Annotated in this window: 23 protein-coding genes; 7 read left to right on the plus strand and 16 right to left on the minus strand. The window is 45.9% G+C overall.

Features of this window, described 5'->3' with window-relative positions:
- Window positions 1-12: 12 nt before the first annotated feature.
- Window positions 13-717: a Uma2 family endonuclease gene (locus tag QT998_RS09255; RefSeq protein WP_333113925.1), complete on the minus strand. Its 705-nt coding sequence runs from the start codon at window positions 715-717 to the stop codon at window positions 13-15.
- A gap of 101 nt (window positions 718-818) precedes the next feature.
- Between QT998_RS09255 and QT998_RS09260 the strand changes: the two genes are divergently transcribed.
- The 3 genes from QT998_RS09260 to QT998_RS09270 all read left to right on the plus strand — a co-directional run bounded on the left by QT998_RS09260 (window position 819) and on the right by QT998_RS09270 (window position 3,867).
- On the plus strand, window positions 819-1,715 hold the full coding sequence (locus QT998_RS09260; RefSeq protein WP_333113927.1) for a polysaccharide deacetylase family protein: 897 nt from the start codon (window positions 819-821) through the stop codon (window positions 1,713-1,715).
- Window positions 1,716-1,839: 124 nt separating this feature from the next.
- Entirely contained in the window at window positions 1,840-2,463 is a 624-nt protein-coding gene (locus tag QT998_RS09265) for a restriction endonuclease subunit R (protein WP_333113929.1), read from the plus strand.
- Window positions 2,464-2,595: 132 nt separating this feature from the next.
- On the plus strand, window positions 2,596-3,867 hold the full coding sequence (locus QT998_RS09270; protein WP_194066811.1) for a bifunctional sterol desaturase/short chain dehydrogenase: 1,272 nt from the start codon (window positions 2,596-2,598) through the stop codon (window positions 3,865-3,867).
- 178 nt (window positions 3,868-4,045) lie between these two features.
- Here the strand turns inward: QT998_RS09270 and QT998_RS09275 are convergent, their stop codons facing one another.
- Window positions 4,046-4,645 (minus strand): glyoxalase-like domain protein, encoded by a 600-nt coding sequence (locus QT998_RS09275; RefSeq protein ID WP_194009340.1) that lies wholly within the window; start codon window positions 4,643-4,645, stop codon window positions 4,046-4,048.
- A 120-nt stretch (window positions 4,646-4,765) separates the two neighbouring features.
- Here QT998_RS09275 and QT998_RS09280 point away from each other — a divergent pair, with 120 nt between their 5' ends.
- Window positions 4,766-5,170, plus strand: coding sequence for a gamma-glutamylcyclotransferase family protein (locus QT998_RS09280; RefSeq protein WP_333113931.1), 405 nt, complete (start codon window positions 4,766-4,768; stop codon window positions 5,168-5,170).
- 19 nt (window positions 5,171-5,189) lie between these two features.
- Here QT998_RS09280 and QT998_RS09285 read toward each other — a convergent pair whose 3' ends face one another.
- Both QT998_RS09285 and QT998_RS09290 read right to left on the minus strand, forming a co-directional pair.
- Window positions 5,190-5,909 carry a response regulator transcription factor gene (locus QT998_RS09285; RefSeq protein WP_333113933.1) on the minus strand — a complete coding sequence of 240 codons (720 nt, stop codon included), beginning with the start codon at window positions 5,907-5,909 and terminating at the stop codon, window positions 5,190-5,192.
- A 54-nt stretch (window positions 5,910-5,963) separates the two neighbouring features.
- The gene (locus QT998_RS09290; RefSeq protein WP_333113937.1) at window positions 5,964-6,248 is read right to left on the minus strand and encodes an ATP-binding protein; all 285 of its coding nucleotides are present in this window, start codon (window positions 6,246-6,248) and stop codon (window positions 5,964-5,966) included.
- 526 nt (window positions 6,249-6,774) lie between these two features.
- On the opposite strand from QT998_RS09290, the gene QT998_RS09295 reads away from it, so the two are divergent.
- A complete protein-coding gene (locus QT998_RS09295; protein ID WP_333113939.1) occupies window positions 6,775-9,243 on the plus strand; it encodes an NACHT domain-containing protein in 2,469 nt (822 codons plus the stop codon).
- A gap of 169 nt (window positions 9,244-9,412) precedes the next feature.
- Here the strand turns inward: QT998_RS09295 and QT998_RS09300 are convergent, their stop codons facing one another.
- The 4 genes from QT998_RS09300 to QT998_RS09315 all read right to left on the minus strand — a co-directional run bounded on the left by QT998_RS09300 (window position 9,413) and on the right by QT998_RS09315 (window position 12,026).
- Window positions 9,413-10,018 (minus strand): anti-sigma factor family protein, encoded by a 606-nt coding sequence (locus tag QT998_RS09300; protein WP_333088069.1) that lies wholly within the window; start codon window positions 10,016-10,018, stop codon window positions 9,413-9,415.
- 336 nt (window positions 10,019-10,354) lie between these two features.
- Window positions 10,355-11,014: a sigma-70 family RNA polymerase sigma factor gene (locus tag QT998_RS09305; RefSeq protein WP_194012629.1), complete on the minus strand. Its 660-nt coding sequence runs from the start codon at window positions 11,012-11,014 to the stop codon at window positions 10,355-10,357.
- A 156-nt stretch (window positions 11,015-11,170) separates the two neighbouring features.
- The gene (locus QT998_RS09310; RefSeq protein ID WP_333088411.1) at window positions 11,171-11,659 is read right to left on the minus strand and encodes a molybdenum cofactor biosynthesis protein MoaE; all 489 of its coding nucleotides are present in this window, start codon (window positions 11,657-11,659) and stop codon (window positions 11,171-11,173) included.
- A 121-nt stretch (window positions 11,660-11,780) separates the two neighbouring features.
- Complete coding sequence (locus tag QT998_RS09315) at window positions 11,781-12,026, minus strand: hypothetical protein (protein ID WP_333088072.1); 246 nt, start codon at window positions 12,024-12,026, stop codon at window positions 11,781-11,783.
- A gap of 272 nt (window positions 12,027-12,298) precedes the next feature.
- On the opposite strand from QT998_RS09315, the gene QT998_RS09320 reads away from it, so the two are divergent.
- Window positions 12,299-12,676: an SH3 domain-containing protein gene (locus QT998_RS09320; RefSeq protein WP_194012624.1), complete on the plus strand. Its 378-nt coding sequence runs from the start codon at window positions 12,299-12,301 to the stop codon at window positions 12,674-12,676.
- A gap of 119 nt (window positions 12,677-12,795) precedes the next feature.
- Here the strand turns inward: QT998_RS09320 and QT998_RS09325 are convergent, their stop codons facing one another.
- Complete coding sequence (locus QT998_RS09325; RefSeq protein ID WP_333088075.1) at window positions 12,796-13,776, minus strand: aspartate carbamoyltransferase catalytic subunit; 981 nt, start codon at window positions 13,774-13,776, stop codon at window positions 12,796-12,798.
- 640 nt (window positions 13,777-14,416) lie between these two features.
- Between QT998_RS09325 and QT998_RS09330 the strand changes: the two genes are divergently transcribed.
- Window positions 14,417-14,635 (plus strand): DUF4327 family protein, encoded by a 219-nt coding sequence (locus tag QT998_RS09330; RefSeq protein ID WP_006631282.1) that lies wholly within the window; start codon window positions 14,417-14,419, stop codon window positions 14,633-14,635.
- A 121-nt stretch (window positions 14,636-14,756) separates the two neighbouring features.
- Here QT998_RS09330 and QT998_RS09335 read toward each other — a convergent pair whose 3' ends face one another.
- The 7 genes from QT998_RS09335 to QT998_RS09365 form a co-directional block, all read right to left on the minus strand.
- Window positions 14,757-14,879, minus strand: a complete 123-nt coding sequence (locus tag QT998_RS09335) for a hypothetical protein (RefSeq protein ID WP_333113942.1) — start codon at window positions 14,877-14,879, stop codon at window positions 14,757-14,759.
- Entirely contained in the window at window positions 14,870-16,111 is a 1,242-nt protein-coding gene (locus QT998_RS09340) for a protein kinase domain-containing protein (RefSeq protein WP_333088079.1), read from the minus strand. Before QT998_RS09340 ends, QT998_RS09335 begins: the two co-directional genes overlap by 10 nt.
- 465 nt (window positions 16,112-16,576) lie before the next feature.
- Window positions 16,577-18,862, minus strand: a complete 2,286-nt coding sequence (locus tag QT998_RS09345; protein WP_333113943.1) for a serine/threonine phosphatase — start codon at window positions 18,860-18,862, stop codon at window positions 16,577-16,579.
- Between the two features lie 333 nt (window positions 18,863-19,195).
- Window positions 19,196-21,760 carry a single-stranded-DNA-specific exonuclease RecJ gene (locus QT998_RS09350; protein WP_333113945.1) on the minus strand — a complete coding sequence of 855 codons (2,565 nt, stop codon included), beginning with the start codon at window positions 21,758-21,760 and terminating at the stop codon, window positions 19,196-19,198.
- A gap of 478 nt (window positions 21,761-22,238) precedes the next feature.
- The gene (locus QT998_RS09355) at window positions 22,239-23,054 is read right to left on the minus strand and encodes a PD-(D/E)XK nuclease family protein (RefSeq protein ID WP_333113948.1); all 816 of its coding nucleotides are present in this window, start codon (window positions 23,052-23,054) and stop codon (window positions 22,239-22,241) included.
- 205 nt (window positions 23,055-23,259) lie between these two features.
- Entirely contained in the window at window positions 23,260-23,928 is a 669-nt protein-coding gene (locus tag QT998_RS09360) for a Uma2 family endonuclease (protein WP_333113950.1), read from the minus strand.
- Between the two features lie 197 nt (window positions 23,929-24,125).
- Complete coding sequence (locus QT998_RS09365; protein ID WP_194068823.1) at window positions 24,126-24,710, minus strand: PAP/fibrillin family protein; 585 nt, start codon at window positions 24,708-24,710, stop codon at window positions 24,126-24,128.
- Between the last annotated feature and the right edge of the window lie 227 nt (window positions 24,711-24,937).

Consider the following 24,937-nt stretch of genomic DNA (forward strand, 5'->3'; position numbering starts at 1 on the left):
CGAATTGCGTCTCTACAAAACGGGATTTTGGTTGGTGGGTAACTGTTGGACAAACTCTTGATGTGCGTCACTGTTTAATCCGGCTTGAAGAGTGGCGATCGCACTTGGCATATCCCCATCTATAAGTGCTGAGACTGCCAGCCACAACCCCGGAAAAACTCGGCTGCGGATAATTCCTTCAGCATCGGGGAGTAGAGAAATATATTCTTCTTCCTGCAAGGAAAACCAATCTATCCGGCGATTCATGACTTGCCAAACAAGATATTCTTTGACTCCATTGCGGCGGTAAACTCGTTTTTTGTCCCGCAGATCGATCGTAGCGGTACTTGCAGAAATTTCGGCAACAAATTCGGGTGCACCTTCAATATAGCCATCATCGCTAAGACAAGTTTGGCCGCCTCGTTGGGCATCAATTAGCAGTACAGCATCGGGTTGAGGTTCGTTATCCACATCGAGACGCACGGTGGGATTATCGCCGATCCGAGTATGCGCGGTAAAAGCAACATAGAAGCCAAGACAAGTAATTAGGCGAGCATGGGGTTCGGCGTGGGGTTCAAAGCGTAAGGGTGAAGCCATATAAACAATTCCTTCAATCAATTCTGCTTTTTTGAGTGCGGGCATGGCTGTATAGCGCCGCTCGAATTCTGCGCGGCTGAGCAAATCGCCATTTTCCAGAGGGGGAATCGTGATGCGGCTGAGATTTCCCGGAGCAATCATGGCTTTTCTCCTGTGATGATGCGTTGCTATCTTGAATTTTATCTAATTTTAGACAAAGTTGTAAGCTATCGTTATATCGTTAACAGCAAATATTACAGTTAATGAATACCAAATTTACTAAAAAATTAGCGATTAAAAGTATTATACTTATCGGAGCGATCGCCCTTTTTTCCCTGTTCCCTAAAAACCCACAAACTGCTAGCTCAAATTCATTCGCCCAAATCCCACCTTTTGACAATTCCCTGCCAAATCTGCTGAAACCTCCAAAACTCATAACACCTCCTTCTCCCCCCGCAACTCCCTCTCCTAAACCCCCGGAACAACCTTTAGTATTCGCACCGCCGGCGCAATTTCGCAGCCAGATTGTTTATAAAGCAAGTATCAGCAACTCCAAAGTTATCGCCCTGACATTTGACGATGGGCCAACTGCGGAAACTTTGAAAATATTAGCAGTTTTGCAGAAACATAATGTGGTAGCTACATTTTTTTGTTTGGGTGCAAATTTGCGAGAAAATCCAGAAATTGCGAAGCAAGTCGTAAAAGCGGGAAATGCGATCGGCAATCATACATGGCATCACTTTTATCATAATGTCACTGAGAAAACAGCCTCAAATGAAATCGATTATACAGGCATTCATATTTATCGATCGAGTGGGGCAAAAAGTTTGTTGTTTCGTCCTCCCGGCGGCCGTTTAAATAACGGTTTTGCAGATTATGCCAAAAAGAAAAATTACGTAGTTGTCATGTGGTCGATCGACACTAAAGACTTTTTGCAACCTCCGGCTGCTGCTATAACCCGCACTGTGCTGTCTCAAGCGACATCGGGGGCGATCGTATTGTTGCACGACGGCGGGGGCGATCGCCAGCAAACAGTCGAGGCCGTGTCGGCAATTATTCCCAAACTCAAACAGCAGGGATACCGTTTTGTCACCGTGCCGCAATTGCTGCAAATGCAAGCAGCCCAAAAACAGCCAAATGGCGATCTCAAGCCCAAATAAACAAAAACCTCAACAAAATCAACTCTACCCATCTGCGTTCACCTGCGTTTATCTGCCTTTATCTGCGCTTGCAATGACACTTATGCTAAAATTATTACCAATAATTTAAACTCGATAAATTATAATGCAAAAACTTCAAGCAAGAGATATTAACCTCCGCTATCTAATCGATAACTTCGGCTTGCAGCGAGTTCGTAAAGCTGATTTTTTCCCAGAATGGCAAGAAAACTTGCCGGAAGTAACAGACTCAGAAAAACAATTGCTCGATCGCGTTCAAGACATATACTTCAACTTGGTAGACACCCCGCCCGTGTTGGAAAATGCAGTCAAACTCACGATAGTCAGCCCTATTTTGTTTATTGCCGGTCTGTTTGAGTCTCCTTTTCAAGTCAAAGCCGAAAAATCGATATCCATTCAAGAGGAAGACGAAGGCAGAATCATCGAAGGCAGAATAGATATCCTAATCATGAAAGCAAACTTGTGGGTGACAGTAATTGAATCCAAACAACTTTCGTTTTCAACTGACGCAGCACTCGCACAACTCCTGACATATATGCTGGCAGATCCGGATCCCGAAACTCCTACTTTTGGCATGATTTCCACAGGTGCTAACTTCTCTTTTGTGAAGTTAGTCACAGGGGAACATCCCCACTATGCCCGATCGGCTGAATTTGTTATTTCCAATCCCGGCAATGAATTGTACCGCGTTTTGCAGATTTTAAAACGCCTAAGTCAACTGCCCGACTAGCAATAAAAGCAATTTTAAGCTTTGTTTCAAAACAGACAATATCTAATATCATGTCCGCCGATAACGACCGCGACAGAACCTTTTTTATGACCAGATATGATATAATATCTTAAATTTATAACTTCTGCGAGTATGGTAAATTACTGGATAGTCGGCGCTGTAGCAATAGCTTCTGTGTTTTGGGCAGAAATCATCCGAGACTTTTATCACGTCGCGTCTCATTATGTGCCGCCTTTGCAAAAGCTGCACAATTGGCATCACCGCGTTTTCCGCCCGAATTTGACTGCTGTCAGCGAGACAATTTACAAGCAAGCACACTGGCGTCACGACGTGCCAGAAGCTGCGGCGATGATGGTTTTGGGCTTGTTGCTGTGGGTTTTAGCTTATTTTGTGCTGCCGGCATATCACTGGGGCGCAGCAGCCGGTTGTATTTATACTTTAGGCTTTTTGTTGAGCGCGATCGCCCGCGCGTGTGGAATCAAAGGTGCAGACGAATTAACCGACATCACCCACCAACCGGGAGAATTCCAGACTATCCCCGGCAACTGGTTCGTTAATAAACCTTATCATTGGCGGCACCACTTCGACAATCAAAATGCTTACTATTGCGGTACTTTCACCTTAATAGATAAACTTATGGGTACAGCACTTTCTCTTAAAGGCAAAACTGTAGCCGTCACCGGTGCATCGGGAACTTTAGGGCGTTTGCTTCTCAAACACCTGCACAAAGCTGGTGCAAAAGTTATCGCCCTATCCTCTGGAAATGAGGAAATTACTTTGAATATAGGCGGCGATATTTTGCCTGTAAAAACTGTAATTTGGCACGCTGGCGCAGAGGCAGATTTAGCTCAATTGTTAGAAAAAATTGATATTCTCGTGATCAATCACGGGATTAATGTACAGGCTGAAAGAACCGGAGAGGCGATCGCCAACTCATACGAAATTAACACTTTTTCCGCGTGGCGGCTGATGGAGCTCTTTTTCTTAACAGTCCGAACTAACGAAAACATCGCTTGCAAAGAAGTCTGGATCAATACTTCCGAAGCAGAAGTGATTCCCGCTGTCAGTCCACTGTACGAACTCAGCAAACGCGCCTTGGGAGATTTAGTTACTTTGCGGAGGCTGGACGCGCCCTGCATCGTTCGCAAGCTGATTTTAGGGCCGTTTAAAAGCAACTTAAACCCGATCGGCATTATGTCGCCAGACTGGGTAGCGCAGCAAATTGTCAAACAAGCTAAAGCCGATGTCCGCAATATCATTGTCACCATCAATCCTTTAACTTTGATCGTTTTCCCAGTTAAAGAATTTTTTGTTTCTTTGTATTTCCAAATCTTCAGCCGCAAGGCGATTCCAGAGATTAAAGCAGCCTCGGAAAAATCCAGCGTTGAAGCCAAGATTAATTGAGAAACTAGAAATCCTGAATACCGGGCGGTTGGAAACCGCGGCTACACAGACAAAACCCGCCGACGCGGGTTAAAGACAGGCAGTTAAAATTACGTTATTTTCTTCAGTCCGCGGAGGCGGACATCGTTTGTATAGCTGCGGTTTCAACCGCCGACTCTCTTTCTGAGAAAGGCTATATCTAATTACTAACCTCGGCCATTTCAATCACGCGGCCGTCATAATCCTTGACCAAAAAATTCAGCGGCTTTTCCCGGCGAATTTTATAACTAATGCCGCGAGTTTGTACCCTCATCAATAGCTGATCCAAACAATCGCGATCGAAACAAACATGACGTTCGCGATTTTTTTCCCCTACACTGGCGCCACTAATGATGTGCAGTTGAGTATTTTTCATCAACTGATACCACAAACCTTCGGGACTCCCCATCGTTTGAGAGCTCGTTCCCCTGCCGACATTCGGCGACAAATACAGGGGGTCGATACCCGTGGTTCCCAAGGTTTGCTCGTAATTGTAGTAGTAATGCAGCGGCACTTCTGCTACGGGCAGGTTTAGCATACCTTCATAAAACTCTCTGGCTTGTCCGAGATCCGATACCATCACCGTGTGTACCTTCGGAGCACTGGTGAGAAACATCCACATCGCCCCCGCATAGGCCGCCAGCAGCATCACCATAATCCCTTGAGTCGAAAACAAGCTGTCGAGGGGCAGGTCTGGCAAAAAAGAGCTCACGTACAAGGGCTGAAGTCCAAAAGCAATAAAACTAACTGTTAGAGTCATGAATTATAAGAGAGGGTAAACAACGAAATTTATCAAGATTGCCGTCGCGATCGCCCGCGAGACTTAAACTATTAGCTTAGCCATCTATCTTAGCAAAAACTAGCGGTTAGGCCCTACCCGATGAAAGTCTTTGTCTACGGCACACTCAAACCCGGGGAGTGCAACTACCGGCGCTACTGCGAGGGAAAGGTTGTGGATGCTTGTCCGGCGATCGCCCGCGGTCAACTTTTTGCGCTGCCGATCGGCTATCCTGCGATGATGGCCGGAGACGGCACAGTCTGCGGTTTTCTCCTCTGTTTCGCAAACTCGGCTATTTTGGACGATTTAGACCGATTGGAAGACTATCACCCGCTGCGAGAACCGACACAAAACGAATATCAGCGGCAGGAAATCGAAATTTGCGATCGACACTTCAAACCTCTAGGCACGGCTTGGGCTTACTTCATGCTACCCGATCGCGTTCGTGATCTAGGAGGCATCTGGCTGCCCGATGGGACGTGGGAAAATAGGTTTTTCACAAAATAAGGCGTTAAGGCCGATGAGCTTACTCAAGTGCCATTGCTGCGGGCGAGGGCGGCTCGAACCTGTAACCAAAACCCCGAACCGTTTTAATCAACTGCGACCCAGTAGCATCAATGTGAATCATTTTCTTGCGAATCTGGCCGATATGTACGCTAACAACTTTCTCTTCTTCTGTGTTGCTGCAGTTCCAACCCCAGATTTTTTCAATTAGCTGTTGGCGACTCCAAGATTTACCGGGATGACTTGCCAAAAAATACAAAATATTAAATTCCAAGGTTGTTAACTTGATAATTTTGTCGTTGAGTGTTGCTTCTCGGCGCGCTGAATCGATCGCGAATTGATCGAATACCATACGAGATGGAGTAACACACCTCATCCGTCTCAACACAACTTGGATCCGCATTGCTAATTCCTGAAGACCAAATGGTTTGCAGATATAATCATCAGCACCGGCGGACAGGGCTTGAATTTTATCAGCTTCGTCTGTGCGGCTGCTTAGCATGACCACAAAAACATTAGTACGGCGCTGCATTTCCTGGCAAAGATGATAGCCCGTAGTATCCGGCAAATTCCAATCTAGAACTACTAGCATTGGCTTGAATTCCTCAAACAATGCTAAAGCAGTCTCGCCATCTGCTGCGGAATCTACTTGATATTTCTGATTTAAAAAGCGATGAACTAGAGTGCGGATGGAAGCGTCATCATCCACAACGAGAATTTTGGGAGTAGTATCAATAGTCATCACAAAAAAGTTTCTTTTTCTTGTCAATTTAAAGCTGGAAATTACAGAACAGCTTTAGTCAAGCATAAATTCCAGCTCGCTCCAAATAACTGGCAATTCTTCAATCAACTTAGCTTGGAGGTCAAAAGGCTCTCCCATATCCCAAATTTTGACTTCTAGGCGTTCGCTAAATACGGTTATTTCAAGGTTGATCGGAGTTTCTAAGGGCAGATTTTTGTGAGCGTGGCGAACAGCATTTGTAAACCCTTCGATCGTAGCAAGTTTGCACTGCTGCAGAACTGCTTCGGGAATCGGTAGATACTCTAAACTGCTCGACCCACCATAAAACTTTTTTAACACTATTGAGGTCAGTGTTTAGTTGAAGGTAAATTGTTTTAGTTGGCTGATTGTAACTTCGATAAAAGTGGCGATTGTGTCCTGGTTTCAATCCAAACTTAAAACTGCTTAAAAAATTAACTGCCCGCTTCAAATAACCATATTGATTCGTCTGTTGGGCTGGGATTATACCAGGATGAAAATTTTTCACAATTATTAAACAGTTTTGCTCGTCAGAAGTGCGTGTATAGCTTAGCTTGTCGGCAATTTTGCTAATAAGTTTTATGCCTATTCCGCGGGAGGGAATTTCATTTATACTATTTCTCATGTTGCTATCCTTTCTCATTATTTAATAGGTGATTTTTAGAGACACAACAGAATGGCATTCTGAAGGGTTAATTTTGCCGGATTTATGCCTGACTTTTCCCGTATGCCGTGCAGTTGTTGTCAGGATCATTTTCTCTTTGTTGCTGGGGTCTTGACAAACTCAGTTTGCGATCGCTAAACTGATCTAAAATTGACATTGACAATTAAAGAAGTAAATTATATAATGACGACCCTCAAAGCCTCTGAGGAGGGATTAGTAAAAATTAGGCAAGCTAGAAGAGAAAGGGGATCGACGATAGAAGACCCCAAATGGTTAGTAGAAGCTAGTCAAAAATTAGAACCCGATCGAACTTGGACAGAGGCCGGGCCCTATGCCGATGGCCTGTCGCTGCCAACTTGGAGGCGCTTTTTAGGAGGAAGAGAACCCATTAAAGCTAATGCTTTCAAGGCTTTTTGCACGGTTTTGCAGTTGAATTGGGAAGAAATTGTCGATCGTCCTCCTGTAGCCCCCTCTTACCAAGGGAGGGTTGGGGGGGTTAGAGATTTTTGCCAACAGCCTATTGATTCGGTAGTGGAAGGGATACGGCAAAAATGCCACAGCAAAATCCAACAGCTTTACAGCAAAATGCAACTGTTGGATATTGCACAGCCCGTCGAGGTCAGCAAGCTCTACGTTGAAGTCAACATTTTGGAGGAAATTACCAGTTGGCAGCCGGGAGAAATTCGCGATTTATTGAGAGACTTCAACCCAGATGCGGATAACTTTAACCGCTTGGGATTAGGTAAAGTATGCCAGAAACGAGTACCAGGATTGGATGCGGTGAAATCTCACTCTAAATTGATGGTACTCGGCAAACCGGGCTCCGGTAAAACTACTTTTTTGAAACACATCGCCATTCAGTGCGATCGCTCTGAATTTGAAGCAAACAAAATACCGATTTTTATCTCTCTGAAAACCTTTGCTGAAATCGCTAATCTTGACTTATTAGAATATATCAGCGACGAATTTGCCAGTTGCGGAGTAGAAGGGCGATCGCAAACTGAATTCGCACTCAGTCAAGGCAGAGGCTTGATTTTATTGGACGGCTTAGATGAAGTGCCAGAATCAGATAGCGATGCAGTCGTCAGACAGATTCGTCAGTTTGTCCAAAAGTATTACAACAATCAGTTTATAATTACCTGTAGAATTGCCGCTTCTAAGTACAGATTTCACGACGAAGCCTTTACCTGTGTTGAGGTGGCCGATTTTAAGTGCGAGCAAATAGCTGCCTTTGCGATCAATTGGTTTGTGGCATTTTCCCATAATCTGGACGCAGGGAAAGCTTTAGCATCTCAATTTGTAGAAAAGCTGAAATTGCAAAAAAATCAGCAAATTCGAGAACTTGCAGTAACGCCAATTTTACTTAATCTGACTTGTTTAGTATTCCAAGCTAAAGCTGATTTTCCCTCCAACAGAGCCAAGTTGTATGAGGAAGGCATGGAAATTATGCTCAGAAAATGGGATGAAACTAGAGGTATTCAACGGGATGAAATTTATCGCGATTTGAATTTGTGCCGCAAGAAACATTTACTTGCTTTTGTGGCAGCTACTACTTTTGATCGGGGCGATTACTTTTTTGATAAAAATCAAATCCAACAAGTGATTGCCGACTATCTGGCTAACTTACCCGATGCCACAACTAACCGCGTTCAGTTGGAGAGCGATAGTGAGGTTGTGCTGAAGGCGATCGAAGCACAACATGGATTATTAGTGGAAAGGGCAAGAGGGATTTATTCATTTTCTCATCTAACATTCCAAGAGTATTTTACTGCTACAGAAATAGTTAACAATTCTGCTCCACAAGCTTTGGAAAAACTGCTCACCCACCTGACCGAGAAGCGTTGGCGAGAAGTCTCGTTGTTAGCAGTTGGGATGTTGCAAAAAGCTGATGACTTGTTGCTGTCAATGAAGCAGAAAGTTGATGGAGTCATCGCTGACGATGAGCAGTTACAGCAGTTCCTAGTGTGGATCAACAAAAAATCCCTTTCTGTTGATTGTGCCTACAAACCTGCGGCAGTTAGAGCATTTTACTTGACCCTTGAATATCCTTTCCTTGACCGTGGCTTTGCCCTTTCTCTTGACCCTTACCTAAAAAAAGTTGTGGAACAAACTTTTGAACTGGCTCTTAACCTTGGACTTCAATGTTATATTGATCTTGCCCTGAACACCGTCCTTAAGGATGCGCTTGAGCCTACTCTTGGTTACATCAACAGCCTTACCGTTGAACGTACCCTCGTCCCCATCCTTGACCTTGTTCTTGACTGCGACCTTGTACCTGCCCTTAAGCCTGAACAAAGGCAAGGGATACAAGAACTTCTGGAACAACTGCCCGATCCAAAAAGTGACAAAGAGATATTTGAAAAATGGTGGCAAGGTAACGGTCTTGCTTGGAGTAAGTTATTAAGGCAAATGATGATTTTGTATCGCGATCTGGGTCACGATTGGCAGTTCAGCGAACAGCAAAAGTCATTGCTGAAAAATTATTACGATGCTAATAAATTGCTGGTAGATTGCCTTAATAGCGGTTGTAATGTATCTCCTGCTGTGCGGCAGGAAATTGAGGAGACATTGCTGTTGCCGATCGCCAATATCCAAAAAATCGGTGACAAGTGCGTGAAGCGAAGCTATCCCGTAGGGAATCGCCCGCTCTAATTCCACTCGCTACCTACTCGGATATCAAGATGCGATCGCCCCACAATTCGTCATTCAAAGCCGAGGAAGCGTCAAAGAATCTATCCACCTTGAAAAACTGGGAAAAACAGCAAAAAGCCCCCTTTTTTAGGGAGCTTAGCAACTTCAGTTACTGCTCAAAAATGCAATCCTACTGCACCTTTGGCAATGACTTGTGAGGGCTTGCTACATCAACTTTCGGAATATCCATCACCGGCGCATTCACCCCAAGCATCAAATCGTTGGGATTAACAATCTCCATTACCGGCTCGTTCAAAGCCACAATCAAACCGTCAGATTCAGCAGGAACAGGCGATGTCGCCAACTGAGGAGCAAACAATTGGCGGCCGCCAGCGACACCAGACACCGCCGCAATCAACAAAGCTGCGATCGCACCTCCACCCAAAACCCAATTTCGTTTCGTCTTGCGTTCAACCCGTTGCAAAACCTTCGCCGCCAAATCCTGTGCTGATTGTTCTGCAGCCGGCACCGGCATTGAGCTAAAACTTCGCTGCATACTCAAAAGTCGCGAGTACAAACGCTTCGTCGCGGGGTCATTTGTCAGCAATTCTTCAACTTCTCGGCGTTCTGTCGCCGTCACTTCGCCGTCAAGGTAGGCACTCAGTAATTCAAAGCGATCGCGCATCATAGTAGTTACATTGCCCTGGGAATAATTGTTGTTAGATGGAGTTTCACCGAGTGAATCCCCCATCGGTTGCTGATTCTGATTTTTTGCTGATTCAAAGTTATGATTCATATTTCACACCACTGGATAAAATTAGGAGAAGTACGCGATCTTAAAATGATTTACTCTTTATTTACATTATCAAATAGAAGCTTTGACGTTACAATAAACTTCATCAAATCTTCTTCACCTCTCCCAAAAACCGATACAATCTCCTGACTTATGTTCTGCAGATCTCCTAACTTTAGACTTTTGTGCGCTCTCCTTTGATTCACCGACCGGCAAGTAAATCTCAAATCTCAAACTTGTAGGACGAAATCTCAAATCTCAAACTTGTACTGAGTGACTTGTGTTGAGCGTAGCCGAAGCAAGTCGAAGTATGTACAATCTCAAATCGACTGAATTTTACTAATGACCGTCGAGATATTTTTGCAATTGCAACTGCAATCTTTGGCGAGCTCTAGCAATTCTCGACTTGACCGTTCCCAAAGAAACTCCGGTTATTTCTGCTATTTCCTCATAGGCTAAACCTTCAATTTCTCTCAAAACAATTGTCGTGCGGAAAACTTCCGGCAAATCGGCGATCGCCGATCGCAACTCGTCATAAAATTCTCTAGTCGTCAAATCATCATCAGGCCCCGGACTGTCCGCCGGAATTTCCCAATCAATCTCCCCATCTTCCAGAGCCCGGGGTACGTCGAGGGACAGAGGAGTTCGCACGCGCTTGCGCTTTCGCAACTCATCGTAAAACAAATTAGTGGCGATGCGACTCAGCCAGCCCCGAAATTTAACAGGCTCTTGCAACCGGTTAATATTGCGGTAGACACGAATCCAGACTTCCTGAGCCAAGTCGGCTCGGTCTTGCCAATCGGGGGCCAAGTGATAGAGAACCCTGTCTACGTGGGACTGATACCGCTTCAACAGTTCTGAAAAAGCTGTGCTCTCAGGTCGGCTTCCTTCCTGACATCGCAACACCAAGTCATAATTAGAGAGTTTTTCGGCTGGCAATTGCACTCTTTGAACGGTCGCCACAACCGCAGACCAGGACACGGAAATAAAGTCGCTCATGGGTGGAATTGGCTCATCGAACATTCCACAGTTGTTGACGCTGACCGATCGTCACAAGTTCCCAAACAGGGGAAGAGATGGAGACTGGGGCATGGGACACGATCCCGAAAAGCCTTGATAACAAACAACCAATAACCAATGACTAATGACTGATGACTAATGACTGACCTCGCACGCTCCAATACTAACCCAACTGCTAGAACCGTCGGCCCAATGTTCCTTTTTCCAAATCGGTACGTTGTGTTTGAGCGTATCTATGGCGTATTGACAAGCTGCAAAGGCCGAGTCTCGGTGGGGACACCCCACAGCCACCAGTACGCTGATTTCCCCCACCTGCAAGTGTCCGACGCGGTGGTGAATGACGACCCGATTGACATCGACCCACTGACGGCGGATTTCCGTAGCGATTTGCTGGAATACTCGCACGGCCATTGGTTCGTAGGCTTGATATTCTAGGGAAACTACAGCTTGACCGTCAGTTTGGTTGCGGACTGTACCGCTCATCATTACCACGGCTCCGTTGGCGTGGTCATCTGCCAAAGTGTATATTTCTTCTACAGATAACGGCGCTATGGTAACGGCGAAGCTGTCTGATTCATGACATTGAGGTATTGTGCCGATCGCAAGTGCAGAAATAGAGTTCATTGCCAAAGAGGTGATGCTGGAGAACTCGATCGATCTTGACACAAATCCAGTCGCGATCGATTTATCTTGCATCATGTCACGCATACATAAAAATCAATTTTTAGCAATATAGTTGTGAAGCCTAGCTATCTCTCTTCGGGAATCTGCCCGAATAGTTGTAGCAGTGCGATCGGCCCAAATATAACTCACCAGAATCAAATTCCGACAGTGGTGAAAAGCGAGGAGCCTGTTTGCGCGATCGCCCATAGCTATCTATCGGCAATCGCAAATCAATCAGCAAGCACAGCAAAATAAGTCCTATTATGCCAGAGTCGCGGCAAGGAATTTCACAACCCAAGCGATGATTGCGTTCGCTTTTTGATGACACAGTTAACTTTCATTCGGCGCTCATACCGAGCCACCCCGTCCAAAGTTATAGGAAAAAATGTAAACTTTATTTATTTTTTGTTCCCGAAAGCTGGTTAAATGGCATGATGTACTTGTGCAGATTTCAGGCTAAGCAAGCGAATACTCGGCAAAGCAAGACTGTAACGCCCTTTTGTACCTTTTTTTACCCACAAATTAATGGTTTGGGCTGTTAATCTAACGTTTTGACCTGAGTCTGCATCAACAACTGTTAACAATAATCATGAGGAAACTATGGAAGCACTAGCATTGAATCATTCTTTTGTTGCTTATGAATCTCCAGAGTCCGAACTCCAACTGGAACTGAAAGTTCCTACTTCTGCATTGGTAGGCGTTGCAGGTATGGCAGTAGCCTTATCTGTTATGGGAGTCGCTGGCGAAGCGCAGGCCGGTTGCTACAAACAACGCTGCGGCGGCGGTCATGGCTATAACCGCTACGGCGAAGTTGCCACCAACGGCGGTCGCCTAAATATCCGCCACCGCCCCAATGGCTGCGCTCGTGTCATCGGCAAGCTATACAATGGAGATAACGTGGCATTGACAGGTCGTTACAGACACGGCTGGGCCCAACTCCAAGGCGGCGGCTGGATTTCTACTGCCTGGATCAACTAATTCTTAACTAGATAAATTTACATTTTCTAGAAAGAATTTTAATCGTTACCCGGGCTGACCGGGTAACGATTATATTTTAAAGAGGCGATCGCTCCTGAGAATCACTAACAGCCCACCACCTAAACTTTACCGCCGCCGATCAGATACAGTAAGGCCATCCGCACCGCTACGCCGCTGGTAACTTGCTGAGAAATCAGGCTAAATTGGGGATCGTCCATCAAATCCGAGCTAATTTCCACGCCGCGGTTAACCGGGCCTGGGTGCAAAACCTTCACATCCGGCTTGCAGAGTTTGAGCCGATCGCGCGTCACCCCATACAAAGAATGATACTCTCGTAAACTCGGTAGCAAATGCTGGCTCATCCGTTCCTTTTGCAGCCGCAAAGTCATCACAAAATCAGCATCAGCCAAAGCAGGTTCAAGCTGCCAGTGCAAAAATAACTTACCTGGACGAACATCGCCGCACTCAGCAAACAACAGGGGCAGCAAAGTCGGCGGCCCGGCTAAATGAACCTCAGCCCCAGAAGCCGTAAGACTCCAAATATTCGACCTCGCCACCCGCGAATGCAAGATATCCCCCACCACAGCAATTTTTTTGCCCGCTAAAAGTTCCAGCCGCGGGCCTTCGCTATCTAACAGAGAACAGATAGTAAATAAATCTAGCAAACCTTGGGACGGGTGTTCGTGCTGGCCGTCTCCGGCATTGAGAACGCTGACTCTCGAACCCAACCGATCCATTTCCGAAGCAATTGTGCTCGGAACTCCAGCTTGTTCGTGGCGGACTACCATCAAATCCGTTCCCATCGCCAGATAAGTCTTAGCTGTATCCAGAATAGTCTCCCCCTTGGTCAGAGAAGAACTACCAGGGGTAAAATTCAGCGTATCGGCCGACAGCCGCTTCGCCGCCAATTCAAAACTGTTGCGAGTCCGGGTGGAGGGTTCAAAAAACAAATTCGCGACCACTTGACCCTGCAGGGCCGGCACTTTCTTCGTGCGGCGGCCGAGCACCTCGCGAAAACTGGCCGCAGTTTGCAGCACCGTGTCGTATTCGTCGGAGGTAAAATCAGCTAGAGTGAGAATGTGTCGCCTTGTCCAAGTCATGCAATTTTAGATTTTAGATTTTAGATTTTAGATTTTAGATTTAGTGCATTAGGACTATGGGTTGGGAACTTGCTGGCACGCCTGCGTCGGGCGGCCTAGAATGTTCTACCGACAGTCGCGCGGATTCCGATCAACATTATCTAACAATTTTTGACCGCCTTTGCCCTCAATAGAGCTATAATTAGTTTATGCAGTTGAGTCCCAACTCTGGCAGCTTTCACTAGCGCCGAAGTTGAAACGAATGCTTGACTCGCCCGAAAGCGGAAATTAGACTGTAGCAGCGAAAGAGTAATTTCAGTCGATCGCCAAATCAGCCTTGTCAAAAATCAGCCGAACGCAGCCTTTGCAGCATATGCTATGATATGTGGAAACAATCGAGGCCGCAAACTTCCCACGGCCGCTCGACAGCATATAGCGCGACATTTTGAAAGATGATTAATTCTTTGAAGTCAATCTTGACTCTTCAGTCTTGCTTATAGGCCCTTGTCAAAACGAACTGTGTTAAGATACAAGTTGAATATGTAGCTTCCCGAAAAAAATCTACACGTATCTTGGCTAGACGGTTCTTGGCGAAACTGCGATAAAGAGTGTGCGCTGGGAAGTGGTAATTACACAAGATTTAAACAATTCAAGAGGTATTATGAGCCAGCAGGTTATACAGCCGATGGTTAAGTTCCAGCGTCAGGTGCATTCTCTCGTCACGTCTGACATTATCAAGCCGACAGACAGTATTTGGAAAATAGCTTTGCTTTATGGGGACGAATGGCCTTACTGGAAACAGCAACTCCTAGAGTTTGATTTTTCTATGCAAGACCCCGTTAGCGAGTTGATCGCTGTAGAAGCTTGGGACGAGGAATAACAGCCCAGACGGAGGACTTTGGTATCTGGGAGAAATTAACAGGCGATCGGGTAAATTGATCAATAAATTTGCCGCTTCTAACTTCTTCCCTCTTTCCTCTTCCTTCTTCCTTCCTTCTTCCCTATTCCTTCTTCCTTCTTCCTTCTTCCGACGGACTTACATCCGTTACATCCGTTACATCCCGTACATTGCTCGTTGCCGAACTTCCTTCTTCCTTCTTCCTTCTTCCTTCTCTTAAAGGCAAGCTGCTAAAGCTCTAGCTAATTGTTTAGCGGTTTGAAAACGATCGCCCGGTTTAGTTGCAGTGGTTCGCAAAATGGTCTCGCGCAACGAACGTGCGATCGTCGGAATATTTTCCAGCTTAAACCCGTAACCTTGAGTTATTTTGCCATAAAACTTTTGAGGGCTTTCGCCCGTCAGCAAAAAAATTAAAGTAGGCCCGATCGCATATAAATCAGACTGAGGGAGAGGTTGTCCCCGGTCTTGTTCCGGTGCGGTGTAGCCTTCCACGCCGATGCGAGTGCCCGGTGGAGTGCCGATTTCTTTAACCGCACCAAAATCCAGCACTGTAATGCCATTGTCGCGGTGGCGCACCAGCAAATTAGCAGGTTTAATATCCCGGTGGACGATCGGGGGTTTTTGAGAGTGAATGTAATCCAAAATTTCACAGGTTTGGATCATCCACTCGATCGCCTGTTTGGGAGCAACAGGGCCGCGGTTGTAGATGCGTTTTTCTAAATCCTCGCCGTGAAGCATTTCCATTACTAAATATTTTTTCCCCCCTTCGACAAAAAAGTCAAAAAACTGAGGAATTCCCGGATGGTGGAGGGCCTTGAGAGTTTTAGCTTCGCGTTCAAACAGTTCTTGAGCTTTACCTATTTGAGCCATATCAGCATTCATTTCTTTGAGGACTACCAAAGAAGCTGCGGGAGAACTTCCGGGTTTTTGAACTTTGGCTTTCTCTCGATCCCAAGCTAAAGTCGTTGTCCCCATACCGCCTTGGCCCAAGGTTCGCAGCACTTGGTAGTGACGGATAGTGCGATCGACTTTAATCGGTTCGCCACAGTGGATGCAGAATAAATTCCCCGGCGGGTTTCCCGCGTGGGTACACCTCGGGGTGGCAGTATGGGCGGTAGGGATCGCCTCAATTTTGCCGCCGAATTCAATCGTGACAGCTTGGAAATGCAGAGTTGGGCCGCCCCGCGCCAACTGGATCAGCACACCGTCGGAGATCCAACCCTGAGACATGAGAATACCGTTAACAAAAGTGCCATTTGTTCCCGAATTGACTAAGTACCACTGACTGTCGGTGCCGCTTTTAACTCTTTGCAATTCCAGGTGTTCGCGCGACACAAGAGCATTGGGGATCACAACGTGATTTTCAGGAGAACGGCCGATGCGGACAATGGACTCGCTCTCGAAACTCCACTGTTGCAGGGGGGTCTGTTTTTCTGGATCTAAAAGAGTCAGCAGCATTTTCGATTCATAGGATTAATTCTGCCCGGTAAGATTTAGATAAGATGGACAAGACTGACATCAAGGACACATTTGAAACTTATTTTATTTCCTGCTTCTGTTTCGGGAGTCGGTTGCTTCCAGTCTACAGGCACGAATTCAGAACGGCGTATCCTTACTAACCGATAATAATGGAAATGAGAGAGCGAATAATCGCTGCGTTTTCCCGATCGAGCAAAAGATTGTCAGACTCACAATCAAAAACTCGTTTTTTTAGCAGCATTGGTTGCCGATGACCGGAAGCACAACAAGTTTTTGATCGTAGATAGATTAAGCATTCACTTAATTAAATCGCAATTCAGGTAAGAGGACAGAAAGTCAAGCCTTGCCCGGAAAAGGCCGTTCCTGTTCCAGATAGCCCAACAATTACAGTTTTAACCTAGCGGGCCAGGGCGCTGCTTTGGAACAGTGGACAGCATCCAAAATCTAAAAGCGAAATGCGCCTACTTGGGCGCGAATGATAATTGCCGTCAGGTTGTCGTGACCGTTGCATTTGTTGCCTAATTCAATCAACTCGGCAACTCCGCGCTCCAGATTAGTCTGGGGATTCAACAGGGGTTCGAGAGTGCTTGGCCAATTAGTTTCGAGCAAATCATTATCTGTCAGACCGTCGGAGGCCAAAATCAATAAAGTATCTTCGCACAAGTCTAAAAACTGCACGTCAGGCTTGAGAAAATTACCGTCTCGCGGGCCGAGGGCTTGAGTTAGTTGATAGGCGTCGGGACGGGAATAAGCAGTTTCCGGGTCAATCCCGCGCTTAATTTCGCGCTGTCCGACTTCGTGGTCTGAGGTAATTTTTTCTAGGGGCTGGCCTTTTCTGAGTCGGTAGAGGCGGCTGTCGCCGACGTGGGCCACGGCGAATTTGGTGTCTTGAACTAAGACTGCCACTAAAGTTGTACCCATGCGGGCGCTGCCGGAGCGTTTGTCGTTTTGATTGATTTCAAAGATGGCTTTGTTGGCGAGGATCACTCCTTCGCGGATGGTGTCGGCCTGGGGGAGTTGATTTTCCCAACAGTTTTGAAAGAAGTCTCTGAGGGTTTCAGCCGCTAGTTGACTTGCTACTTCTCCGCTGTCGTGTCCGCCCATCCCGTCGCAGAGAATGTAAAGCCCTTTGGTTTGAAAGATGCGACCGAAGCAGGTTTCGAGTTTGTCTATCTGAGTCCAGATGCTGAAGAAGTCTTCGTTGTGGTCGCGGGTGCGGCCGACATCGGTGAGGCCTGAGTCTTCTAAGCTGTACATCTGGACTGGCATGGGCTGCGTTAAGACTTCGCCAGCGTCGGAGGGCGAGTTGTCGGGGATGCTATTTTGGAAACGGGTGGGGGTTAGGGTTAAGGTTGCTGCTGGTGGGGTTTGGAGTTCGAGGGGAACGGTTTCTAGGCGCGATCGCAATTCTTCGATGGTATCAATGTCGCCTCGGTACATTTGTTGCAGCAGTTCCAGCAATGCGCCAAACTGAGTGCGAGCGGACTGGTTAAATATCGTCTCCCACAATTGCCCCAAATCTATTAGTTGCAGGTTTGAGCCGGCGGGTTCGGGATAGAGGTATTGCATCCGCAAAGAGGCAAAGGAAAAGGAAGTGTCGGGGTTGACTCGCAAATTTGTCAGTTCCAGCAAGCTTTGCCGACAGCGCCAAGGTTCTAGGGCTGCCCACAGTTCTGTCATTTCGTGCAGCCAGTACACAATTTGCTGGATGGATGTTTCCGGCTGACTCCACCGTTCTACCAGCAGCGGCCATTGGGAGCAGTTTTCTAGCAGCAGCACTGCCTGTTTGTTGTCTGACCAGCTATCGTGAATGACTGGCAGGTTGTGAGAGAATTGCCAGCGGAGTGCTAGATAAGGTTCGGCTATGCCTTGGCAAAGCTCTGCTAAGGCCGAATTGGTCGAATTGTCTCCGTCTTGGATTGCTTTGTAGGGTGAAGTTCGTTTGGCGACGCTGGCAGAGTTGGCTGCTAGCATTGCTTTGAGCGGTGACAGTTGCAGCGGCTGAGTGTCTAATACTTTTACTGCTACTGTGTCTGAGGGTTTTCTCGCCGGCAGGGTTTCTAGGAGTTGGTAACGCTGCTGGCTGTCTAGATAATCTCCCGCAGGCTGGGAAGAAATTAAATATTCGGAATTGGGGACGGGGATTTCTGGGGATTGGGGAGATGCGACCTCGGGGTTCTCTGTTGTTTGTGGGGGCGGAGCTGGCTGTTGTGCGGTGATGAAATTGCTTTCAGATAAGGTTATTTCGCGCTCTGGTGCTGTTATGGAGCTTTTTTGGTCTGTTTGCAAGGATGCGGGGAAGATCGCCTCGACGATGTTTTCTGGGTCAATATTTTCTGGGCTGCTGAATTCGGCGGCATCGGGCTGCGGAGAAGTTGCTGCGGCGGCTGTTGCTGCGTCGGCGGTAATTTCTGTTTTAATCGGGTTGGCGATCGGTTCGGGAGAGTTTTGGGCTGATGCGGTTTCTAGAAGGTTGTCGCTTTTTTGGGCAAATTCGGCTGGGGGTATGGTTGATTGGTCTGGCGGGACTGCTAGAAATTTCGACGGACTGCAGATAATTGCCCGCCACACTTGACCTGTTGCGGCTCCGCAATTTTGACATAATGCGGCGCTAACAGCGACTTGGGCTCCGCATTCATGGCAAGGTTTGTAAATTAGGGAATTTCCGCATTGTTGACAAAACTTGTTTAGATTGGGATTTTCAAATTGGCAGCGGGGACAGAGGATCATAGGGCTTTTAAATTGGAGATGTGCGATCGACTCAAAGCGGTGGGGAAGTTTTTGGTTTTGGGCTGTGAGTTATGACTTTTGAGTTTTTGGGCGTGACTCGCAAGGGATAACTCCCATTGTCCTATGCCTTATTTTATCGGCATCAATTGAGAACTAAGATATTTCTTAGAACTGAGTTGTTGTACCGGCGTCAGGAATCGGTCTGTCAAGCGATCTCCACAACAAAGTTTTTCGCTTCACAACCTTTGGAACCCCGCGCCACCAGCGCAAGCGTGAACTCATAGCTAGAAAAAGCCCGAAAGCCCTTGTTTAACAAGGGTTGCAAAGATTAGGTTAAAAGAAATTTTCTGTATAATCTTCTTGGATAACGGTTTCTCGGGCGATCGACACAATGGTGGAAAGGGGTACTTCACAAAAATATTTCCTGCGGAATTGTTCTTCGGAGACTGCTGCTAGGAATTGCGCTACAAAACCGACTGCTGGCGGAAAATTGGGCTCGTCGAATTGGGTTGAGGGACTAGAAAATAAGGCTTTGGAGATTTTCTCTCCCTTTTGTGCAGTTTCCGGTTGTCTGGTGATGTGAAAAGCTCGATCGCGATAATTGACTTGGAAACCGAGATTTTTTAGGGTTGTGAACCCCCATCGCAGGGGTGTGTCGCCGATGCCTAGTTTTTGAGTTAGTTGGTGTCTGGTGACTGGTTTGTTGGTGCGGCTGAGGTATTTGGCGATGCCGATAAGCTGTTGGCAGATTTGCTGTGGGGGCAATGGTGGGGGTAAACTGTAGGCGATCGCCAGTTTTTGCTTAGTCTGCTGCGCTTTCCGAAACCAGATCCGCAGTTCGTCCCAGCTTGCTGGACATTCTTTGAGGATAATTGAGTTTTCGCGATCGGCTATTTCCAAATAGTCGGGATTTTCTGCCAGCATTTGAGATCCCAAGTTTCTGCTAGCTGCTAACAACTCTTCATCGTTATTTCTATTCCGCCAGTCTACAATCCAATCTATTTTTGTCTGGGGATTAACTTGTTTCTCATCCCTGGATTCCTGCACAGAAATCAACCGCACTTCATAGTCCGACGTGTAAGTATTGAAATCAAGTTCGACAGTTGCATCGCACCGCCCTTGGGGAACTTCGTCTCGGTAGTGTCCCCACCAAATGCCGGGAAATCCTCTATCGCTAGATTCATCCCAAACTTCAAAAGAAGTTTTGATATACTTTACTTGGTTTCCTTTTAAATCTTGAATATTCTTATTTTTGATATTCTGAAACCAGCAGTTTTCCACCAGCAATTTTGGTGCTGGGTTGCCCATACCGCAGGGTTCGAGCAATTTGAGTTCTTGAAATAACTCTTTCCCTAACTCGGCTACAGTAATTTTTAAATCTGCTTGAACGGAGGCTGCTGTTAAACTATCTGGGCTGTATTGTTGTCGGAGTTGTTGATTTACGGCATCGGTAAATATAGGAATATTTTCAACAGGGAGACTCAATCCGGCGGCGAAGGGATGACCGCCGAATCTGTCCAATAAATGCGCTTGGTCTTTGACTAATTGGTAAAGGTCGATTTGATTGGCGGAACGCGCCGAACCCCTGGCCATTGGGGATTTGGAATTTAGGATTTGGGATGGAGAAAGTGTTGCCAAATCCGGGTTTAAAGAATCAATTACTTGTGTTTCCGCAAGACTGGGGTTAATTTTTTCGCTTCCTTCTGTGCAGAATAAAATTACGGGTCTGCCGTATTCTTGGGCGATTTGTCCTGCGACTAATCCTAATACTCCTACGGGCCATTGGGGGTCGCTGAGGACAATAACGCTAGTAGTTGAAAGGTCGAGTTTGGCGAGTTTTTCGGCTGCATCTTTGGCAACATCTTTCTGTAAAGATTTGCGTCTGGTGTTGGCAATTTCGGTTAAATTTGCTAGTTCTTCGCAGCGTTTTTTGTCGCGGCTGGTGAGAAGTTCTACGCAGAATTTGGCGTCGCCTTGAATGCGGCTGACGGCGTTGATTCTGGGGCCGATACCGAAGGAAATGTCGGTTGGGCGATCGCCCGTTCTTTTGCACAAATCGAGCAATTTTGCAACTCCCGGACGGGTGGGATTGTTGATTTGTTTTTGCAGTTGTTCTATGCCGATTTGTGCTAGATAGCGGCTGTCTCCTGTAAGTTGGACTAAATCGGCAATTAAGCCGATCGCCACTAACTCCAATAAATCTGTGAGCGGGCGCTGCGGAATATCCGGCAATGTGTGATATAATGCTTCGATTAATTTGTAAGCTACCGCAACGCCAGACAGGTTAAACAGTTGGTGGTTGGCCGGAAAGTAGCGGGGATTGATGATTGCTGTCGCTGGCGGGCGATCGTCCGGTAATGTATGATGATCCGTGATAATTGTATCGATATTTAAGCTAGTAGCATATTCGATTTCAGCAATATTTGTACTGCCGGTATCGCAGGTAATAATTAAGCTAATTCCAGATTCATGTAATTTATCTATGCCGGGAATATTGAGTCCGTGAGATTCAGTTAAACGGTTAGGAATGTAATAAGTTAATTGGTCATTTTGAGTAAAAAACTCTCCCATTCCGTCCCAAAGTACCGAGGTTGAAGTTATGCCATCGGCATCGAAATCTCCCCAGATTGCGACTTTCTCGCTGTTGTTTATTGCTTGCTGAATTCGTGCGATCGCCCAGTTCATTTCTAGTCCGAATTCAAAGGGACTTGCTGGCTGGTAAAGTTGGGGGTTTAGAAAACCAGGGATTTGTTCTGGATTGTCAATCCCTCTGTGCCAGAGAAGTGCCGCCGCATAATTTCCGGGAAGTCCTGGCGCGTGTTTTCTAACAGCTTGGATTAGCCAATCTGGGGGTTGGGCTATGGGTTGATTTTGCCAATCTTGAGCTAATTCGACCATTTGATTTTAGATGTTTAAATTGATTTTTTGAGTAGCTAAGTTAACCATAACTTTGTAAGGGAGGGTTTACCAACAATCTTTAATTCAAATCCACAATATAGCCTTTCTCAAGCGTGGTGAGGTATGCCCTATGCCCTATGCCCTATGCCCTATGCCCGACAGTACCTCATCTTTGGCTTGAAAGGCTATATCTATAAACCCGCCCCTCGCTTGCTAACAAATCAGAAACCCGTTTTCTTCCTAAATTTCTCGTTTATAGCCGCCAAAATTCGTAGAAACCGGGTTTGTAGCATCCCAATGCGTCCAAGATTGAAACTGTCCGAAGATTTTGCATAGTAAAAGGTTTAATTATATCGCGTCCTGTCGGTTGACTGCAATAAAATTGGTTCGCAGCATCGCACAGAAGTCGTGTGAAACTGCGGATTTAAGTCCGCACTACAAACTATTTTTAATTATGGTCGATCGACCGAACATAATATTAAATAGATATTTCCTCGATTATAGCAAGATTTGGCAGCCAATTTGCGGGAGTTTCTGCCGGAAGGTTTAGTGAGGAAATTTGGGTGTCTTGGGTGCGGTTACATCTAGTGGCGAATTGACAGGAATCGCACAGATTGGCACTAATTTCTACTTGCGGGAAGAATTCGCCGCCTTCGGTATAGCGCTGTCGCCAGTCGGTTAGCTGCTGCAATATTTGGGTTAAATCTTGTTTTGTGCGATCGTGTTCTGTTTGATTGTAAGAAAATGTGAGTTTTTGCGGCGGTTCTTTTCCTTGGAATTGGACGAACCAGTATGTCATAGAAACTTGTTCGGGGGAATAATCGCTGGTTTCGACTAAGACGTATAAATAGAGGCGAGTTTGCCAACTTTCGGCTATCCATTTAGATTTTTGAGGGCGGGGATAGGTTTTCCAGTCGAGGATTTGGGCTGTGTTGGGTTCGGCGATTAATAAGTCGTAGATAACTGTGAATAGATAGTCTTGAAAAATTAAGATGCGCGGATGTTCGGCTTGGCGGAAAATGCGATCGCTATTTTCTGAGTTTGCGAAAAGTTCGGGGGCGGCGTTGATAAATGCTGCTACACAGCGCCCCAGTTCGGGGTCTTGTTGGATGATGGATTCAATGGGAAGTCCGAGTTCTCGCTGCTGCATCAAGAGGTGAAAGTGGCTACCCAATGTGAGTTTTTCTTTGTGTTCTGGGGATGCGGTGGTGGCGAGGAGTTCTAGGTAGCTGTATTGAAATTTGCGGGGGCATTCTTCGAGGATTTTGAGTTGGGTTTGGGAGAGTCGGAGCATTTTTATTTAGGAGATATTAAGGATTTTTGGTAAAGTTTTGTTGTGCAAATTATAAAATTTATGATTACCCAGCCTGGACGGTTTGAAGAAACGTCTCAAAAATCAATTTCAATCGCTATCAAAACTGAGATACTCCCACCCACCATACCAAATATTGTTGTATTTTTTTTGAAACTGGTACAACATTTGCATTTGTTTAAACTGCCTACAAATTCCCAATTTGTTGAGCAAACCACATCGCCGCCGTTCCATTTCCTTCATTCAAAAGTTTCAAAGTCTCCGACAGCAAAGCAATCGGCAATCCCTCCAGCGCGCCAGAAATTTCGCATTCCTGATACTGCCCATTTTCCTGCAATCGAAATGCCAAAACTCTTTCGCCCTTAATATCTACTACCCAATATTCAGGAATTCCCAAAGCAGCATACAAGCGCTTCTTTCCATCTAAATCGCTTGCCAAAGTAGTATCGGAAATCTCTGCGACTAAATCGGGAACTCGTGAATTATTGAGGTTAATGCGTCGCGGTTCTCCTTTTTCGGATTGGTGGAAGTCTCCGCCAATGTATAAAACTTTATCGGGTGCACCTGAACCCACTTTAGGTTTTTCAATGACACAACCGCTAAGAGAATCAAAATTTTGTCCTGCTTTGGTGGTAAACCACACAAAAAATATGATTGTAAAAAGATCGTTAAATCTGGCGTGCTGAGGCCCTTCGTTACCCATGTCTATCCAAAGATATCCTTCATAAAAAAATATTCTGGCTTCTTCCAAAGACGGAGCTTCGCAAGCAGCCACATAATCTTCCCATGTTGCTGCTTGCCATTGGGGAATTTCACCCACTTGAGACACAATGAATTTTGCAGTTGTAGAAGTCATAATTCAAAACCAAATTGAGGATAACTTTGTCCTAAATGAAGTTGATATTTATCTGCTGGGAACCCAGAAACCCGGTTTTTGCTGAAAAGACACGTTACAAACCGCAAAAACCGCAAAAAAGCTGATTTCTTTATCATTTTAGATCGATCGCAACTTTCAAGCAAAAGATCTATCGCACTCAATCGCACATCACAAAACTACTCTTTTGTCAAGACAAAGACACTTCCTTCATTGCCACGCCCGATCCGCAAATCGCCATCCAAATAAGTAATATCCAGCCATCCCTGCTGTTCGCGAGTATCCAGCTTGAAATCTACAGCAGCAAACTTTTTCCCCGACTCAATCTCATCGATATATTTTGCCGGAGATTCATAGCCAATCAACCTGCTTAAACCCAAAATCGATCGCTCAAATTTTACCTGCACTCGCCGTTCCGAGGTAGCCTCAAATCTCGCAGCTACGCTGACAATTCCTTCTAAATAAGGCAATCCGTAAACTTCGGCAATGTTATAAATTTTTGATTCTTTGACGCGGATAGATTGATAAATTTGACCTAATTTTAACAGTGGAAAACTGTCAATATTCAACAGGGCGCGGCTGCTGGTGTACAACAACCGCCAATCACCTTCTAAAAGCTCTGCGGCTTCGACGGGGCGAGATGTGGGGTTGTAATCTTCCAATTGGGCGATCGCACTTAAAATCGCCTGTTTGTCGTTTGGAGTCGCCAGCAAACCGCGATTTTTACCAGCAATTATCTCTAATAGTCCAGATTTTTTAAGCATAGTTTTTTAAGAGTCAGTAGTCAGTAGTCAGTAGTCATTAGTCAGTAGTCATTAGCATTTTTTAGGGGCGGGTTTAGCTAAGGATATATGATACAAATGACTTAAAAAATGGCAAAGCCCGCCCTCTTCTTCTCTGTACGTAGTGCGAACCCTAGATTTATTTTAATCTTCAGTCTAGCCGCGAAAATCGTTTGATAAGGAGTGGTTTCAACCGCCGAATCTTATTC

This window comes from Microcoleus sp. S1D4, from assembly GCF_036700765.1.
Classification (GTDB): Bacteria; Cyanobacteriota; Cyanobacteriia; order Cyanobacteriales; family Microcoleaceae; genus Microcoleus.